We start from the raw sequence: 16,976 nt of genomic DNA, 5'->3' as shown, positions 1-16,976 counted from the left end.
GTCCGCGGCGAGGTCAAAAGGCGTGCGCCTGCATCGGGCGGCGCGGGACTGGAGCGAGGAATGCGGAAACTTTCCGAGTACGTCGAGATGGCGGCCACCGAATACCTGCACGAGACGGGCAGGGTCGAACTCGATCCGCACTGGATCGCCGAGTTCTTCCAGGACCAGGGCGTGTTCGACGCCTATCCGCTGCTCGATCTCGTTGCGTTCCATGCGCTCGTGCAGAAAGCGCTGGACGTCAAGTCGGAGCGCGCGAACAAACAGGCGCGGCGGCACATCGAGAAAGTCATGGAGGTCGTCAAGCGCCGGCGGCGCAAGTGACGGCCCGTGGGGTAGTGCGAACGCGAGTGGCGAAAAGCGCTCGTAGACGACTACGGGATGCACGATAGACTGGCTGGAAGGCGACGCGGACCGAGTTCATCAGTTGCTGTCGCGCCAGAAGGAGATGACCCAGGGTGAGCCGATCCGGAATATTCGGACTTTTTTCTGTTTTCCTGAGCCGCGTGGCGGGTGCGGGACGCGGGCGCGCGGTGGTTTTCTGCCTCGCGGTGCTGGGGGCGGGGGCAGCGGCGGCCGAGCCGCTGTGGTTCGACGGCCGGCGGCCGAATGCGCAGGCGTGGCAAGCCGTCGAGATTCTGGCGGCCGCTGCCGAGGATGGGCTCGACGCGCGCGATTACGATGCCGAAGCGCTGCGCCGCGCCGTTGCCGATGCGGCCGACGGGTGGGCGTGGGCAGACGAGGACGTGGCGCGGCTCGACATCGCGCTGACGGCAGCGATGCAGCGGTACCTGACGGACTTGCGTTTCGGTCGCGTCGACCCGCGCCAAGTCCATGCGAATTTCGTCGCGCCGGCAGCGGACGGTTTCGATCCCCTCGCCTACCTGTACGCCGCCGTGATCGAGCGCCGCCTGCCGGACGCGGTGCGCCGTGCCGCGCCCGTGCTGCCGCTTTACGCGAACGTGCGCGAAGCGCTGCGGCGCTACCGCAACCTGGCGCGCGATCCGTCCGGGACTGCTCCGTGGCTCGCCGCGCTGCCGCGCCCGCCGCAGCGCAAGCTGGAGCCGGGGCAAGCGTATGCAGGCATGCCTGTCCTGGTGCAACGCCTGGTCGCGCTCGGTGACCTGCCGGCCGCCACGCCGGTGCCGCTGCGCTACGAGGGCGCGGTCGTCGAAGGCGTCAAGGCTTTCCAGCGGCGCCACGGACTCGTAGAGGACGGCGTTGTCGGCAAGGCGACGCTCGAACAGCTCGACGTGTCGCCGGCCGCGCGGGTGCGGCAGATGGAGCTGACGCTGGAACGCCTGCGCTGGACGCCGCTGCTGCAGGGGCCGCGCATGATCGTCGTCAATGTCCCGGAATTCGTGCTGCGGGCCTACGAGGCGCGCGATGGCCGGGTCGAAGTCAAAGCGAACATGAAAGTCATCGTCGGCAGCGCGCTCGACACGCGCACGCCGCTTTTCGACGAGGACATGCGCTTCATCGAGTTCAGTCCCTACTGGAACGTCCCGCCCTCGATCGCCCGGACGGAGACGATTCCCAGGCTGCGCCAGGATCCGGCCTATCTGCACCAGCAGGGCTTCGAATTCGTCGCCGGCGACGGGCAGGTGATCACGACGTTCGCGCCGGAATACCTGGATGCGGTGCTGCGCGGCGAGATGCGCATCCGCCAGCGGCCGGGACCGGCCAACGCGCTGGGCGACATCAAGTTCATTTTTCCGAACAACGACAACATCTTCCTGCACCACACGTCGACCCCCCGCCTCTTCGGCAAGGACCGGCGCGATTTCAGCCACGGCTGCGTGCGCGTCGAAGAGCCGGTGGCGCTGGCGAGATTCGTGCTGCAGGATGACCCGGAGTGGAGCGAAGAGCGCATCCGCGCGGCGATGGCCGAGGGCGTGTCGAAGACGCTGCGGCTTCGCGAACCTTTGCCGGTGGTGATTGCCTACAGCACGGTTCTGGTCAAAAGCGACGGTCTGGTCTATTTTTTCCGCGACATCTACGGGCACGACAAATTGCTCGATGCCGCCCTGCAGCAGCCCGCCCGCAGCGGCCAGCCGCCCTTGGCGCAGCACCAGGGGCGCGACACCCGATACTGATACTGATACTGATACTGACCCTGGAACTTCGAAGATGAAGCAGACCGTGCCTTCCCGACGCCATTTTCTCCGTCAATCCGCCAAACTGGCCGTCGCCGGCGCGGCGCTGCCTTTCGCGCGGCCGGTGAGCGCTTCGGTGCGCGACGCGCGCAGCCTCGCGTTCGACCACACTCATACGGGCGAGCGCGTCTCGGTCGTGTATGCCGTCGGCGAGCGATACGTGCCCGAAGCGCTGACGACGCTCAACCGTTTCATGCGCGATCATTACTCCGGCGAAGTCGGCCACATGGACCCCAGGCTCTTCGATCTCCTCTACCGGCTGAAGCTCACGCTCGGCTCGCGCGAGTCGTTCCAGGTGATTTCCGGCTACCGCTGTCCGGCCACCAATTCGACGCTGCGCAACACGCGCGGCGGCGGCGTCGCCAAGCGCAGCCTGCACATGGACGGCAAGGCGATCGACGTGCGCATCGCGGACACGCCGCTTGCCGATCTGCGCGACGCGGCGCTGTCTCTCGGGGTCGGCGGCGTCGGCTACTATCCGCACGACCAGTTCGTCCACCTCGACACGGGCCGCGTGCGCAGCTGGTAAGCCGGCGGCGACGGGGCGGTGGCGCATCGAACGGGGCCTCGGTGGATAAGCATCCGCGCGACGATATTTCGGCGAGGGCGGGCCGTGACAGCGAAATGCTGCGCTGCGGTGGTTATCATGCGCCACGTCCAACGAAGGCCCGCCCATGATCACGCTCAAGAACGTCACGCTGCGCCGCGGTGCCAAGGTGTTGCTCGACACCGCTTCCGTCACGCTCAATCCCGGCGAAAAGATCGGCCTCGTCGGCCGCAACGGCGCCGGCAAATCCAGTCTGTTCGGGCTGCTCACCGGCGTGCTGCACGAAGACGCCGGCGATTATTCGATCCCGTCGCAGTGGCGCATGGCCCAGGTCGCGCAGGACATGCCCGAAACCGCGCAGAGCGCGACCGACTTCGTCATCGACGGCGACACGGTCCTGCTGGCTGCCCGCGCCGAGGTGCACGCCGCCGAGGCCAGCGACGATGGCATGCGCATGGCGCATGCCTACATGGCGCTCCATGACGCCGGCGCGCACGATGCCGAAGCGCGGGCGCAGGCGCTGATTCTCGGGCTGGGTTTTCGCAGCGCCGAGCTCGCGAACCCGGTCAACAGTTTTTCCGGAGGCTGGCGCATGCGCCTGCAGCTCGCGCGCGCGCTGATGTGCCCGTCCGATCTGCTGCTGCTCGACGAGCCGACGAACCACCTCGACCTGGACGCGCTGGTGTGGCTCGAAGCGTGGCTCAAGCGCTACGCCGGCACGCTGGTCGTGATCAGCCACGACCGGGAGTTCCTCGACGCGGTGACGCAGGTCACGCTGCACATCGACAACGCCCGGCTGCTGCGCTACGGCGGCAACTACAGCGCTTTCGAGGACATGCGCGCCGAGCAGCTGGCCTTGCAGCAGTCGGCGCTGGCCCGGCAGCAGGACAGGATCGCCCACCTGCAGAAGTTCATCGACCGCTTCAAGGCCAAGGCGAGCAAGGCGAAGCAGGCGCAAAGCCGCGTCAAGGCGCTGGAGCGGATGGAGCGCATCGCGCCGGTCCTCGCCGATGCGGAGTTCAACTTCGAATTCCAGGAACCGGCCAACCTGCCGAACCCGATGCTGTCGATGCACGACGCGAGCTTCGGCTATCTGCCGCCGCCGGATGCAGCGGCCGGAACCGCGCCTGTCGTCATCGTGCGCCACATCAACCGCTCGGTGCACGCCGGCCAGCGCATCGGCATCCTTGGCGCGAACGGCCAGGGCAAGTCGACGCTGGTCAAGACCGTCGCCCGCACGCTCGACGTCATCGGCGGCGAGATCACCGAAGGCAAGGGCCTGAACATCGGCTATTTCGCCCAGCAGGAACTCGACGTGCTGCGCCCGCAGGACACGCCGCTCGAGCACATGATACGGCTTGCGAAGGAAACCCTCGCCAGCGGGCGCAGCGGCTGGATCGCCGCGCGCGAACAGGATCTGCGCAACTTCCTCGGCACGTTCAACTTCAGCGGCGACATGGTCAAGCAGGCGGTCGGCACGATGAGCGGCGGCGAAAAGGCGCGGCTCGTGCTGTGCATGATCGTCTGGCAGCGCCCCAACCTGCTGCTGCTCGACGAGCCGACCAACCACCTCGACCTGGCGACGCGCGAAGCGCTCAGCGTCGCGCTCAACGAGTTCGAAGGCACCGTCATGCTGGTCAGCCACGACCGCGCGCTGCTGCGCGCAGTGTGCGACGAGTTCTGGCTGGTGGCACGCGGCGGCGTCGAGCCGTTCGACGGCGACCTGGACGACTATCAGCGCTACCTGCTCGACGAGGCACGACGATCGCGCGACACATCGGCGAGCGCGCGGCAAAAACGGGCCGCGTAGCCCACCGCACGATTCCCGCATCCGCTTTGCAACCACGACAGAGGCAAGCCATGTTGATGACCACGACTCCGACCATCGAAGGCAGGACGATCCGCAGCTATCACGGCGTCGTCGCCGGCGAAGCGATCATCGGCGCGAATGTCTTCAAGGACATGTTCGCCGCCGTGCGCGACATCGTCGGCGGGCGTTCGGGCGCGTACGAAAAGACCTTGCGCTCGGCCCGCGAAACCGCTTTCGCGGATCTCGCCGAAGCGGCCAGCCGGCTCGGCGCGAACGCCGTCGTCGGAGTCGATATCGACTACGAGGTGCTGGGCGAAAAGAACGGCATGCTGATGGTCGCCGTCAGCGGCACGGCGGTGACGCTCGAGTAGGCGCTTCCGCCGCCGCGAGGGCCTCGCCGATCGCCGCGAGGCCCGATCCAAAAAAGAAAGCCCGAGCGCTTGCGAGCCCGGGCTGAAATCCACACCAAAGGAGGAGGGTGGAGGAGACAGGCGAAGAATAGCCGAGCGGATTGTGCGACGCAACATAAAATTTCTGTTGGCTCGATTAGCTGGATGTATGGCGATACGCGCGGCGACCAGGGCAAGAAGACAACTCCGATGCTGCACCGCAACCCGAATGCCGCCAGCTCTCGCCGGGCATCGCGCTTGCCTTGCTTCCTCTCCCGACGAAGGGGAGCAAATCACCTTGGAGACGGCCATGACAAGCCAGGCGGAAAAGTCATCGGGAGCGGGACGGGCGGTCGAGATTCCGGTCGGTGCGGTGCGGTTGGCGGGCGAGCTGACGATTCCGCAGGGCGCGGCGGGCATTGTCCTTTTCGCCCACGGCAGCGGGAGCAGCCGTCACAGCCCGCGCAACCGCTTCGTCGCGCGCTTCCTGTGCGATGCGGGGATCGGCACGCTGTTGTTCGATCTGCTGAGCCTCGACGAAGAGGCCGTCGACGCGCGGACGGCCGAACTGCGCTTCGACATCGGGCTGCTCGCCGGCCGCCTCGGGGAAGCGACGCGCTGGTTGCGGCGCCAGCCCGACACGGGCGATCTTCCGTTCGGCTATTTCGGCGCGAGCACCGGCGGGGCCGCGGCGCTGGTCGCGGCCGCGGCGCTCGGCGACGAGGTGAGGGCGGTGGTGTCCCGCGGCGGCCGGCCGGATCTGGCGGGCGACGCGCTCGAAGCGGTGCGCGCCGCGACGCTGCTCCTCGTGGGCGGACGGGACGAGCCGGTCATCCGCATGAACCAGGAAGCGTACGCCAGGCTCTCCTGCACGAAGACGCTGACGATCGTCCCCGGCGCGACGCACCTTTTCGAGGAGCCCGGCACGCTCGAGGTGGTCGCGCAGCACGCGGCGGCGTGGTTTCGGCGGCACTTGCCGCAACCGGTGTGAAAGGATGCAGCACGAACGAGCGCTTTCGGAGCGGCGGGGACGACGGGTTCCGGCCGTGCGATTCCTGCTCCGCGCCCACGCTGTCCCGGCAAAGGCAGTGAAACTCACCGGATGCGATCAGCGCCCTGTCTTGGCAAGGTGATGACCGTGCCTTCGCTTCGTTGGTCGGCGCCGCCGTAGCGCCTGCCGTTTTGCACGTCGACCACGACCGCCTGTACGGATCCGATCGATTCGTTGCAGAAAGGGACGCCCGCCACCTCGGGCAGGTCATGACCGAGCTCGGCGAGCTGCCGCAACGAATCGGGCGGCAGCCCGCTCTCGCACCGCACCGCTCCCGCTGCGGACGTGACGGACAGTCGGGGCGCGTCGATCGCCTGCTGGATGTCCATGCGGTGATCGACAAGATTCAGCGTGATGTTCAGCACCGTGTTGATGATCGTCGGCCCTCCTGACGCGCCGTAGGCAACGAGCGGTTTGCCGTCCTTGAAGAGGATCGTCGGCGCCATCGACGAGAGCGGCCGCTTGAACGGTCCCGCATCGTTGGCGCCCGGATTGCCGGTGGAGGCGCTGAATTGCGGCGTGAAGTTGAAGTCGGTCAACTGGTTGTTGAGCAGAAAACCATAGCCCGGAACGAGGATGCCGGTTCCCCACGTGTGCTCGGTCGTGCTCGTGTAGCTGACGAAGTTGCCGGCTGCGTCGACGACCGAGAAGTGGGTTGTGTGCATGCCTTTCTCTTCCTCCACCGGCACCTGCGGCAGCTCGCCGTGAGAGCGGGGGGTCGGCGCATCGCAGGCGCGGGGGTCACCGGCGAGCGGCGTGGCCATGCGCGAACCGGCGCCAATGAAGGCGCGCCGCGTCGCGAGAAAGCATTCGGACAGCAGTCCTTTCACAGGCACGGCAACGAAGTCCGGATCGCCCATCCATACCGCCCGGTCGGCAAACGTCAGCCGCATTGCCTCGATCATCGCGTGCAGCGCATGGCGCCCGCCGAAGCGCCAGCCTTTGCCGCCGCTGCCGATCGGGAACGGCTCGAGGAGCTCGAGCATCATGAGCAGCGACAGCCCGCCGGACGAGGGCGGTGGCATCGACTTGATCGTGTACCCGCGGTAGTTGCCTTCGACCGGCTGCCTCACGGCGACGTCATAAGACGCGAGATCGCCGGCCGTCATGCGCCCCGCGCCGGCAGGGCCGATCTGCGAACGCAGCTGCACGTCGAGGATGGCGCGGGCGATGTCCCCCCGGTAGAACGGGTCGATGCCGTCGCGGGCGATCAGGCGGAACGTCCGCGCCAGCGCCGGCTGGACGAGCAGATGCCCTGCGGGCAGCGGGCTGCCGTCCGGCAGGCGGAAAATCGCCCGCGTCTCCGGCTGCAGCGTCGTGCGTACGTTGTACGTGTCGGCCGCGAGGACGCGGTTGATGCGGAAACCCTCTTCCGCGAGCCGGATCGCCGGCGCGAGGGTGGCGGCGAGCGTCATGCTCCCCCACTGGCGCAGCGCGTAATCGATCCCCTTCAAGGTGCCGGGAACGCCGATCGAATGCCCGCTGGTGGACGCGGCGAGGAAAGTCTGTCCGACGAACATGTCGGCGCTGGCCCCCGCCGGAGCTTTCTCGCGCGAGTCGACGATGAACGTGCGGTTCTCCGCGGCGAGATGCACCATCATGAAACCGCCGCCGCCGATTCCGGAAAATTGCGGCTCGACGACATTCAGCGCGAACTGGATCGCGGCCGCCGCGTCGATCGCGTTGCCGCCGGCTGCGAGAATCCGTGCGCCGGCTGCGGCGGCGAGCGGATGCGACACGGAAACGACGCCGCGGGAAGAACCGGCGCTTCCCGCCGACGGGTCGGCAGCCCGCTCGGCGTCGATTTGCGGTACGCCGATCGACGTTGCGGGCCCTGCTCCGCCCTCGGCCGCGAGCGCCAGCGGGGGCAGCACCGCAGTGGCGACGAACAGTGCTGCGCCGAGCCGGGCAAGGTACTTTGCCAGGTTCATTCGCTTCATCGTTTCCTCCTCCGCCGGATGGCGTGGCCTGTCCCGACTCGAAACGGACGTCGTTAAAGAGTAGCCCCTTGGTGGAGAAGCGGAAGCATGGCTTGTCACACGATAGCGATCTTGGACTGCGGACGCAGCTGGGCATCAACACCAGTGCTGCGATCGACGCCGGCGCCGGTGATCAACAGCATTCTTGTTGTTCCTTTTCCGTAGTTTGCGAAGAAAACACCCGCTCCAGCGTCGCGGGCAGCAGCGCGGCGTTGGCTTTGCGGATGGCAGCGTGTTTGGCCTTGAGGGCGGCGACCTCGGCCTGCAGGCGGTCAAAGGTTTGCTGCGTGGCCAGCGGGGGCATGGGTACTTCGATGGCCATCAGCTTTTCCAGCCCCAACGTGCGGTTGCGACCAGCCCCACCAGGCGACGCCTCTCCGACCTTCAGCATTCCTTCGTCGGTCAAGAAGTAGTACCGCAGGAACTCGGCTGTAGTCAGATCGGAGGCTGCCCGGCAGGTGATGAATCGATGGGAGCCGAAGCGGCCAGTATCTTCGGGTTGGGCGATGGCAATCGCACCTTCCCAGGCGAACACGTTGGAGAACAGGAGGTCGCCCGGTTCGATTCGATACAGTCGCTTGGTGCCGACCTCGCTGCCGGACAGTGGCGGCTTGTGGAAGGTGCCTTTGCCAAAGGAGCGGATGCCCAGTTCGGGGTAGCTGCCATCGAGGGCAATGGACTGCTCACGCCGAACCAGCGGCGCCACCTCCGCCATCGGCCGCAGCGGTGCGTCGGCAATGGCGTCGCGGAAACGCAGGGCTAGCAGGTGCTCGGCGTCGCGCTCGACGGCATCCAGATGCGCTTCGACCTGCCGGGTTTTCTCGGCCAGCGCGTCGAGGCGGGTGACGAGGGCTTGTTGTTCGGCCAGGGGCGGCAGGGGAACTTGAATCTGCCCCAGCTTTTCTACGCCCAAGGTTCTGTTTCGCCCCGCACCGCCAGGCGATGCTTTCAGAACCTGCTCGCGACCCTCCGGTGCTGTGGTCAGGTAGAGCTTGAGGAAAGTGGCGTTGGCTCTGTCGGCATCAACGACGCAGGTAATGAAACGATGCGATCCAAAACGCCCGGCATCCACTGGTGAGACTACCGCGATGGCGCCCTCCCAAGCGAATACGTTTGAGAAGACCAAATCACCCGGCTCGATTCGGAACAATCGCTTGGTGCCGACATCAGCTCCGGAAAGTGCTGGTTTGTGGAACGGCCCACGACCGAACGAGCGAATGCCCAGTTCGGGATATGCCTGGTCTTCGCGAATGTCCACCGGGCGCCGAACAATCGGCGCAATGTCTCCAAGGGCGACTTTGGGCCACGCCTTCATTCGCCGCCCTCCGCATCGCCACTGCGCCCGATCCGCCGCGCCTCCAGTTCCCGCCGCGTCTTGTCCAGTTCCTCGGCCAGCAGCTTTTCATCCGGCAGCACGGTCTGGTATTCGGCGGCCAGCACCTTGTTGGGCAGGCCCTCCAGCGCGTAATGCGCCTCGTTGCTGCCTTTGCTTGCGCACAGGATCAGGCCTACGGGCGGGTTTTCATCGGGCTTCATCCAGTGCTCGCGGGCGTAATTCAGGTACAGGTGCATCTGGCCGGCATCGGCATGGCTGAACTTGCCGATCTTGAGGTCGATGATCAGCAAGCACTTGAGCCGGCGGTGGAAGAACAGCAGAACGACACGAAACCAGGAATCGTCCAGCCGCAGGCGGCGCTGGCGTCCGACGAAGGCGAAGTCGTCGCCCAGTTCGAGCAGAAAATCAGCGAGGTGCTGGATCAGCGCTTCTTCCAGCTCTGCTTCGGAGTATTCGTCCTTGAGGTTGAGAAACTCCAGCACGAACGGGTCCTTGATCGCCTGTTCGGGGGTAACGAGGTCTTCCGGCTGGGCCACTTCGGCTTTTTGCAACATTGCTGCCTTGTTGCGCGACAAGGCGATGCGTTCGTAGAACTGGCTATTGATCTGGCGATCCAGTTGCCGCACGGACCAGCCGCAGCGCAAAGCTTCGGTTTCGTAGAAGGCACGGCCTTGCGGGTTCTTGACCGACAGCAGGCGCACGTAGGCTGACCAAGGCAGTGGGAAGGCACGGGCCAGAGAGGACAAGTCGATGGAATTCCGAGACAGCGATTCGGAAATCTCGTCTTTGACCGATCTTACAGACACTGCCTGCAAGATCGGGGTGGTGGCGGATTTGCCAGACAGTGTCTGGCGAATCTGGTCCAGGGACCAAGTCATGTAGAAAAGCCGCATTTGCTGCAAGTTCTGTCGGCTGAACCCCCGCCCAAAGCGGCTGGAGAGATCCGCGGCGAGACGAATAAGCAGCGCTTCACCATAGATGGCCCGCTCCTGCCCCCCCTGTTCAAACTCGACGATGCGCCGGCCGATTTCCCAGTAGGTGGCCGTCATCAGGGCATTCACGCTGCGGGCGGCGGCGCGACGGGCGGCTTCCAGCAGGGCGACGATGTCGCCGTGGATGCCGACGTAATCGGCGCTGGCCGGGGTCAAATCAGTCATGCCTGCACCTCGTTGACCAGTGCCTCGATCTCGCCCAACAGGCGCATCACTTCGGCCTCGTGGCTGCGCATGGAGGCGATCAGGTCTTTCGGATCGGCATGCTCGAGACCCGATTTGGCATTCGGGTTCTTCAGGTCCAGGTTGTAGATGGGCCAATAGAGGGCATCGCCCTCGGCCTGCGCGGCTCGGGCGGTCTGATCAAAGGCTTGCTGCTCAGCCTTCAAGGCGCGCAGTTGTTCTTGCAGTGCGCGCTTTTCGCCATTGGCTGCCGCTTGAACCGATTGCTCCAGCTCGCGGATGGGCTTGCCCAAGGCCATGGCCGCATTGCGTTCGCTTTCCGCTCGCTGCCAGTGCTTTGTTGCGGCTTCGACGGCGGCGGCACGTTTGGTGGCGAAATCCACTTTCCACGCCTGCGGCCCCTCCTGGCGGTCGTTCCACCAGGCTAGCGCCGGCGCGAATTCTTCGAACTGCAGGGGCGCGGTCTTGCTGTACTTCTTGCGGCCCTCGGGTAGCGGCAGCTCGTAGTACCAGATGGTGTCCGTGGGGCCGCCACGCTCGAAGAACAACAGGTTGGCGGGGATGTCGGTGTAGGGCGCAAACACCCCTTGCGGCAGGCGCACGATGGTGTGCAGGCGGAATTCCTTGAGCAGCTCCTCCTTGATCACGGCGCACACGCCATCGCCAAACAGGGTGCCGTTGGGCACGACCACGGCGGCGCGGCCCCCGCGTGCGGCAGGTTTGCCACCGGGCACCAGCGCGCCAGCCACCCTGAGCTTCCTCATGATGTATTGCAGGAACAGCAACGCAGTTTCCGCCGTCTGCATATTGGGCGGGAAGTTGCGCTTGATACCGACCTCTTCCTCGCCGCCGAAGGGCGGGTTGGTGAGGATCACGTCCACGCGCTCGCTGTGGCCGATTTCGTTGATCCGGCGGTCCAGCGTGTTGCCGTAGGCGATCTGCGGCGCCTCCAGGCCGTGCAGCAGCAGGTTCATCTGCGCCAGCATGTAGGGCAGCGGCTTGGCTTCCTGCCCGTAGAGGGTGTCGCGCTGCAGGCGACGGCGCTCGTCGGGCGTGGTGACTTGGGGCGCAACGTGGTCGTAGGCTTCCACCAGAAAGCCGCCGGTGCCGCAAGCGGGGTCGAGGACGGTCTCATTCAGGCGTGGACCGGTGACCTGCACCATGAAGCGCACCACTGGGCGCGGCGTGTAGAACTCGCCGGCATCGCCCGCCGCGTCGCGCATTTCGCGCAGCATCGACTCGTACAGATGCGACAGGGTGTGGATTTCCTCGCTGGCGGAAAAGTGGATGCCGTTGATCTTGTTCAGGATGTCACGCAGCAGGTAGCCGCTGACCATGCGGTTCTGCACGCCCTTGAACACATTGGCGATGACTTCGCGCTGGCTGCCTTTTTCGCCTTCACCGGCCAGGCCGCGCAGGTAGGCGAACAGGCCCTTGCCTGTGCTGCCATCGGCCCGGACGGTGATGTCCTGGCCGATGAAGGCCAGCAGTTCGTCACCGGCGATGCCGTCTTCTCGGGCGGCCCAGTCACGCCAGCGGTACGGGGCTTCGATGATGGGCTGGTAGCGCTTGCCGTCGAGTTCGGCTTCTTCCTCGTGAACGATTTCAAGATCGTCGAGGAATTTGAGGAACATCACCCAGGTGAACAGCGGCAGGCGGTCCACATCGCCATTGAGGCCCTTGTCTTTGCGCAGGATCTTGCGGGCAGTGCCGATCAGTGCCGAGAGGTTTTCGCGGGTGGTGAGAGGCGCCTTGGCCAAGCGCTTCGCGGGGGGCTTCTTTTCGGCGGTGCTGGAGGATGCGGCTTTGGCCATTGGTTCGGATTTTCGTTATGGGTACAGGGCGGTCTGCAGTCGGGAGACGGCGTCCTTCATGCCGCGCACGCCGCCGAAGTGGCGGGCGGCGATCTCGGAAGGGCTACCGTAACGGTCGAAGGGCTGGACTTTCATCAGCTCGGACAGCGCATTGAATTGGAGGATGCCGCGCTCGATGTAACGGTCGAGCAGCAGCGTCAAAATTTCGCGGGCGGTATCGCCGTAATGCGAGAACAGGTCTTGCGCCTCCCGAGTTCGACGTGCGCCGTGCAAAGTCGGCGCTTTTCCAGCGGGTGCGAATCCCGCCCGGCCTCTTTCGCTCCGGCCGGAAGCAATCGGAGCAGTCATGGAGGTAACGAAATGGCTGAAGCCTTCGGTGTAGAGGGTCACTAGGTGACTTGGCGAGCACGCAGGCCGCAACGTGAGTGAACGCTGAGCACGCCTCGAAAAGGGTGATGCACGGGCCGACCTGCCAGTCGATGCGGGGAAGGTTGCCACTGCTGGAGAAGTGAGCGAAACATGCATCCAGCAGCCGTGCCGGGGTATTGGCGGTGGCATGCGTGAAAGAGGAAAGGCGCACGAAACACGGGAAGTCCTCGGTTGCGGAGGTGGGAGCCTCCAGCAGGGTGCCGGTGACGGCAGGACTTGGTGACCGAGGATGGCGGAGGGGCCCGTAGTACCGGGGAAGCCGGGTAATGCCGGTGGAGGGAAGGGGCCCTGGTTCAGGATCAACGCAGGAAGTGGCGAGGGCAGGAGATTGGGAAACCTATCAACTCCGATCAGCGTTCAGAAGCTGCAGGCGGCGTTACATGCGAAAGCGAAGGCAGAACCCGAGTTTCGATTCTACGCACTGTACGACAAGCTGTATCGACTCGATGTGCTGACCCATGCGTACGATCGGTGCCGCGCCAACAAGGGCGCTCCGGGTCTGGATGGGCAGACGTTCGGCGATATCGAGCGGTACGGTCGGGAACGATGGCTGGGGGAACTGGCGCTGGCGCTCAGGGATGAGACGTACCAACCGGAGGCAATCAAGCGGGTCTTCATACCGAAAGCAAATGGGAAGCTGCGGCCGCTGGGCCTCTCGAACCTGCGGGATCGGGTGTGCATGATGGCCGCGGTTCTGGTGCTCGATCCGATCTTCGAAGAGGATCTGGCGCCTGAGCAATATGCTTACCGGGCGGGATGCAGTGCGCACGATGCGCTGTCGGCGGTCAAGACAGGGTTGTGCAATGGCTTCCCGGAAGTGGTGGATGCGGATCTGTCCGCTTACTTCGATACCATTCCCCATCACGAACTGATGTTGTGCGTGGCACGTCGCGTCGTTGACCGAAAGGTACTCGGGCTGGTCAAAAGCTGGCTTGAATGCGCCGTAGTCGAAATCGATCGACAGGGCCGGATGACACGCACGACGAACAGTCGTGACGGTGGGCAAGGTATTCCACAAGGGGCGCCGATCAGCCCTTTGCTGGCCAATCTTTATATGCGCCGGTTCATCCTTGGATGGCAGCGCTGGTCAGCCAGTCGGACACTGGACGCTCGGATCGTCAATTATGCCGATGATCTCGTGATCCTGTGCCGCAGGGGCACCGCCGACAAGGCGCTTGCAGCGATGCGAGTGCTGATGGGGCGCCTCAAGCTGACGGTCAATGAAGAAAAGACTCGCACCTGCCATGCTGGACGGGCGTACTTCGATTTCCTGGGTTACACCTTCGGACGGTATTACTCACATCGGACTGGCGGCGCCTACCTGGGCCTGCGACCTTCGAAAAAGAGTATCCGGCGTCTCATCGAAAAGTTGAGGCACCTCACCGATCCAAGGTTTGGCTGGCAGGAAACCACGGAGCTTGTACAGAACCTCAATCGGACGCTGACGGGTTGGGCCAACTACTTCAGTATCGGCACGACCAGCAGCGCATACCGTGCAGTCGAGGCGTACTACGTAACGCGGTTTCGCCGGTGGTTGCTCAAGAAACACAAGTCTCGACGCAATGGAATGCTCGCCTATCCCTACGAGTACCTGTTCGAAACTTTGGGTCTGGTCCGGCTATCCGGGCGAACGAGCAACCTGCCGTGGGCGAAGGCATGATGTCCTGTCCGAGAGCCGGATGCGGGAAATCCGCACGTCCGGTTCGATGAGCGGGATGTGGAAACGGGGTTATGGCAAGGCTACTAGGGCACCGTCAGACGAAAGGGACGGACAACAGACAAGCCGATCCTACTGCCACCGCGCCACATCTCGACTCTACAGTTCAGGCCCAAAATGCCCGTTTTTGAGAAACCCGCCCCAGTAGTCATGCGGGTTTCAGCCCGATTTTCCCGAAAGTTTTGTGGTGGCACGTTTGTAACAGAAACAGCCTTTCTTGACGTCGTATGCAGTACTGCTAAAGTGGCGGCATGTTCGTCAAGATCACCACCTCCGGCGGCCGCCGCTACGTCCAACTCGTCGAGTCCTACCGGGATGATGCCGGCCGGGTGAAGAAGCGCACTGTGGCGACCCTTGGCCGACTCGACCAGGTGGCCGGTGAGCTGGATTCCGTGATCAACGGACTCCTCAAGGTCTCCGGCCGGGATCCAATGGGCGAGCGCCCTTCGGCCCCTTCGGTCGCGTTCGAATCGGCCCGCGCGCTGGGCGACGTGTGGGCGCTGACCGAACTGTGGAAGGATCTCGGGTTCGGCGCGCTGCGTCGCGTGTTTCGCCGTACGCGCCACACGACCGACGTCGAGGCGCTCATCCGCGTGATGGTGCTCAACCGCCTGTGCGATCCGGACTCCAAGCTCGGCGTGCTGCGCTGGCTCGAGACGGTGGCGCTGCCCGAGGTCGACGTCAAAACCGTTACGCATCAGCAACTGCTGCGCAGCATGGACGCGCTGATGGATCACCAGGCGGCGGTCGATGCGGTGGTGACCGGCCTGCTGCGCCCGCTCGTCGATCAGGACCTGTCGGTCGTCTTCTACGATCTCACCACGATCCGCGCCGAGGGACTCACGACCGTGGCCGGTGACGTGCGCGCCTTCGGCATGGCGAAAGAGGGGCTCATTGCCCGCCAGTTCATGCTCGGCGTGGTGCAGACGGCCGAGGGGCTGCCGATCTATCACGAGGTGTTCGCGGGCAACGCCGCGGAGACGACGACGCTGCTCCCCACGCTCGCCACCGTGCTCGAGCGCTTCCCCGAAGTGCGCCGGCTCATCCTCGTGGCCGACCGCGGGCTGCTGAGCCTGGACAACCTGGAGGCGCTGGAGGCGGTGCGACTGGCGAACGGCGCACCGCTCGAATTCATCATCGCCGTTCCGGGGCGCCGCTATCACGAGTTCGCCGCGTTGCTCGACCCCTTCCAGCGCGCGCACTGCGCGCAGGCCGCCGAGGAGGTGACCGGCGAGCTCGCCTGGCAGGCGCGCCGGCTCATCGTTGCCCACGATCCGGCCACAGCGGCGCAGCAGACGGCGCGGCGCAACGAGCAGATCGCCGCGCTCGTCAGCCAAGGCGAAGCCTGGGCGGGCAAGCTCGTCGAGCAGGACGGCGGGGTCAAGCAGCGCGGGCGCAAGCTCTCGGACAGCGGCGCGAAGGCGCGCTTCTACCACGCGGTGTGCGAGGCGCACCTCTCCAGGATCATCCGCGTCGACCTCAAGGCCGAGCTCTTCTGCTACGAGATCGACGAGACGGCCCGCGGGCTGGCCGAACTCATGGACGGCAAGCTCCTGCTCGTCACCAACACGAAAGATCTCGCCCCCGTCGAGGTCGTGGCCCGCTACAAGGCGCTCGCCGACATCGAACGCGGCTTCAAGGTGCTGAAATCCGAGATCGAGATCGGGCCGGTCTATCACCGGCTGCCCGAGCGCATCCGCGCGCACGCCTCGATCTGCTTCATGGCGCTCATCCTCCACCGGATCATGCGCACGCGCCTTCGTGCGGCGCGCGCCAGTCTCACCCCCGAGCGGGCGCTCGAGCAGCTGCATCGCATCCAGCATCACCGCATTCGCCTCGGCGGCGCCGAGCCGGTGACGGGCGTCTCTTCCATCAACGCACACCAGAGCGAGGTCCTCAGTGCCCTGCGGGTGAAGAAGCCGGTCGCACCGCAGCAGCTGACGCTGTTGTAGGGGCACGTTTGAAAATCGTTCTTAATGAAATCAGATAGTTACGAGATTAACTGTCGAACTCGGGAGGTCGTGGCCCGCTACAAGGCGCTCGCCGACATCGAACGCGGCTTCAAGGTGCTGAAATCCGAGATCGAGATCGGGCCGGTCTATCACCGGCTGCCCGAGCGCATCCGCGCGCACGCCTCGATCTGCTTCATGGCGCTCATCCTCCACCGGATCATGCGCACGCGCCTTCGTGCGGCGCGCGCCAGTCTCACCCCCGAGCGGGCGCTCGAGCAGCTGCATCGCATCCAGCATCACCGCATTCGCCTCGGCGGCGCCGAGCCGGTGACGGGCGTCTCTTCCATCAACGCACACCAGAGCGAGGTCCTCAGTGCCCTGCGGGTGAAGAAGCCGGTCGCACCGCAGCAGCTGACGCTGTTGTAGGGGCACGTTTGAAAATCGTTCTTAATGAAATCAGATAGTTACGAGATTAACTGTAGAGTCGAGATGTGGCGCGGTGGCAGTAGGATCGGCTTGTCTGTTGTCCGTCCCTTTCGTCTGACGGTGCCCTAGTAGCCTTGCCATAACCCCGTTTCCACATCCCGCTCATCGAACCGGACGTGCGGATTTCCCGCATCCGGC

At 65.1% G+C, this 16,976-nt stretch carries 12 protein-coding genes and 2 pseudogenes; 9 read left to right on the top strand and 5 right to left on the bottom strand.

Annotation, left to right across the window (positions count from 1 at the left end; all coding sequences use genetic code 11):
* Positions 1–60: 60 nt before the first annotated feature.
* The 6 genes from GO606_RS11535 to GO606_RS11510 all read left to right on the top strand — a co-directional run bounded on the left by GO606_RS11535 (position 61) and on the right by GO606_RS11510 (position 5,890).
* Positions 61–321, top strand: coding sequence for a hypothetical protein (locus tag GO606_RS11535; RefSeq protein WP_169116929.1), 261 nt, complete (start codon positions 61–63; stop codon positions 319–321).
* Positions 322–455: 134 nt separating this feature from the next.
* A complete protein-coding gene (locus GO606_RS11530) occupies positions 456–2,093 on the top strand; it encodes a L,D-transpeptidase family protein (protein ID WP_169116930.1) in 1,638 nt (545 codons plus the stop codon).
* Between the two features lie 34 nt (positions 2,094–2,127).
* Complete coding sequence (mepK, locus tag GO606_RS11525; protein ID WP_169116931.1) at positions 2,128–2,682, top strand: peptidoglycan L,D-endopeptidase MepK; 555 nt, start codon at positions 2,128–2,130, stop codon at positions 2,680–2,682.
* A gap of 145 nt (positions 2,683–2,827) precedes the next feature.
* The gene (locus GO606_RS11520) at positions 2,828–4,510 is read left to right on the top strand and encodes an ABC-F family ATP-binding cassette domain-containing protein (RefSeq protein WP_169116932.1); all 1,683 of its coding nucleotides are present in this window, start codon (positions 2,828–2,830) and stop codon (positions 4,508–4,510) included.
* Between the two features lie 50 nt (positions 4,511–4,560).
* Positions 4,561–4,881: a heavy metal-binding domain-containing protein gene (locus GO606_RS11515; protein WP_169116933.1), complete on the top strand. Its 321-nt coding sequence runs from the start codon at positions 4,561–4,563 to the stop codon at positions 4,879–4,881.
* Positions 4,882–5,209: 328 nt separating this feature from the next.
* Positions 5,210–5,890, top strand: coding sequence for a dienelactone hydrolase family protein (locus GO606_RS11510; RefSeq protein WP_169116934.1), 681 nt, complete (start codon positions 5,210–5,212; stop codon positions 5,888–5,890).
* Positions 5,891–5,994: 104 nt separating this feature from the next.
* On the opposite strand, the gene ggt is transcribed toward GO606_RS11510, so the two are convergent.
* The 5 genes and pseudogenes from ggt to GO606_RS22110 form a co-directional block, all read right to left on the bottom strand.
* Positions 5,995–7,890 (bottom strand): gamma-glutamyltransferase, encoded by a 1,896-nt coding sequence (ggt, locus tag GO606_RS11505; RefSeq protein ID WP_169116935.1) that lies wholly within the window; start codon positions 7,888–7,890, stop codon positions 5,995–5,997.
* Between the two features lie 172 nt (positions 7,891–8,062).
* Complete coding sequence (locus tag GO606_RS11500) at positions 8,063–9,244, bottom strand: restriction endonuclease subunit S (protein WP_169116936.1); 1,182 nt, start codon at positions 9,242–9,244, stop codon at positions 8,063–8,065.
* Positions 9,241–10,422, bottom strand: a complete 1,182-nt coding sequence (locus GO606_RS11495; protein WP_169116937.1) for a PDDEXK nuclease domain-containing protein — start codon at positions 10,420–10,422, stop codon at positions 9,241–9,243. The genes GO606_RS11500 and GO606_RS11495 overlap by 4 nt, the downstream gene beginning before the upstream one ends.
* Positions 10,419–12,254 (bottom strand): class I SAM-dependent DNA methyltransferase, encoded by a 1,836-nt coding sequence (locus GO606_RS11490; RefSeq protein ID WP_169116938.1) that lies wholly within the window; start codon positions 12,252–12,254, stop codon positions 10,419–10,421. Before GO606_RS11490 ends, GO606_RS11495 begins: the two co-directional genes overlap by 4 nt.
* 15 nt (positions 12,255–12,269) lie before the next feature.
* Positions 12,270–12,506 (bottom strand): annotated as a pseudogene (locus GO606_RS22110) (type I restriction-modification enzyme R subunit C-terminal domain-containing protein); the annotation flags it as partial.
* A gap of 505 nt (positions 12,507–13,011) precedes the next feature.
* Here GO606_RS22110 and ltrA point away from each other — a divergent pair.
* The 3 genes and pseudogenes from ltrA to GO606_RS11470 form a co-directional block, all read left to right on the top strand.
* Positions 13,012–14,343 (top strand): group II intron reverse transcriptase/maturase, encoded by a 1,332-nt coding sequence (ltrA, locus tag GO606_RS11480; RefSeq protein ID WP_246979511.1) that lies wholly within the window; start codon positions 13,012–13,014, stop codon positions 14,341–14,343.
* A gap of 308 nt (positions 14,344–14,651) precedes the next feature.
* Complete coding sequence (locus GO606_RS11475) at positions 14,652–16,352, top strand: IS1634 family transposase (protein ID WP_246979512.1); 1,701 nt, start codon at positions 14,652–14,654, stop codon at positions 16,350–16,352.
* Positions 16,353–16,415: 63 nt separating this feature from the next.
* Positions 16,416–16,778 (top strand): annotated as a pseudogene (locus GO606_RS11470) (IS1634 family transposase); the annotation flags it as partial.
* Positions 16,779–16,976: the final 198 nt, after the last annotated feature.

The sequence above is a fragment of the Aromatoleum anaerobium genome (assembly GCF_012910705.2).
GTDB classification, from domain to species: domain Bacteria; phylum Pseudomonadota; class Gammaproteobacteria; order Burkholderiales; family Rhodocyclaceae; genus Aromatoleum; species Aromatoleum anaerobium.
The sequence above is the reverse complement of the archived record's forward strand: the minus strand, read 5'-3'. Positions and strand labels throughout refer to the sequence as shown.

Coding starts and splice junctions, on each gene's coding strand:
- GO606_RS11500 (WP_169116936.1), bottom strand. CDS start 9,244: ATGAAGGCGTGGCCCAAAGTCGCCCTTGGAGACATTGCGCCGATTGTT.
- GO606_RS11495 (WP_169116937.1), bottom strand. CDS start 10,422: ATGACTGATTTGACCCCGGCCAGCGCCGATTACGTCGGCATCCACGGC.
- GO606_RS11515 (WP_169116933.1), top strand. CDS start 4,561: ATGTTGATGACCACGACTCCGACCATCGAAGGCAGGACGATCCGCAGC.
- mepK (WP_169116931.1), top strand. CDS start 2,128: ATGAAGCAGACCGTGCCTTCCCGACGCCATTTTCTCCGTCAATCCGCC.
- GO606_RS11475 (WP_246979512.1), top strand. CDS start 14,652: ATGTTCGTCAAGATCACCACCTCCGGCGGCCGCCGCTACGTCCAACTC.
- ggt (WP_169116935.1), bottom strand. CDS start 7,890: ATGAAGCGAATGAACCTGGCAAAGTACCTTGCCCGGCTCGGCGCAGCA.
- GO606_RS11535 (WP_169116929.1), top strand. CDS start 61: ATGCGGAAACTTTCCGAGTACGTCGAGATGGCGGCCACCGAATACCTG.
- GO606_RS11490 (WP_169116938.1), bottom strand. CDS start 12,254: ATGGCCAAAGCCGCATCCTCCAGCACCGCCGAAAAGAAGCCCCCCGCG.
- GO606_RS11510 (WP_169116934.1), top strand. CDS start 5,210: ATGACAAGCCAGGCGGAAAAGTCATCGGGAGCGGGACGGGCGGTCGAG.
- GO606_RS11520 (WP_169116932.1), top strand. CDS start 2,828: ATGATCACGCTCAAGAACGTCACGCTGCGCCGCGGTGCCAAGGTGTTG.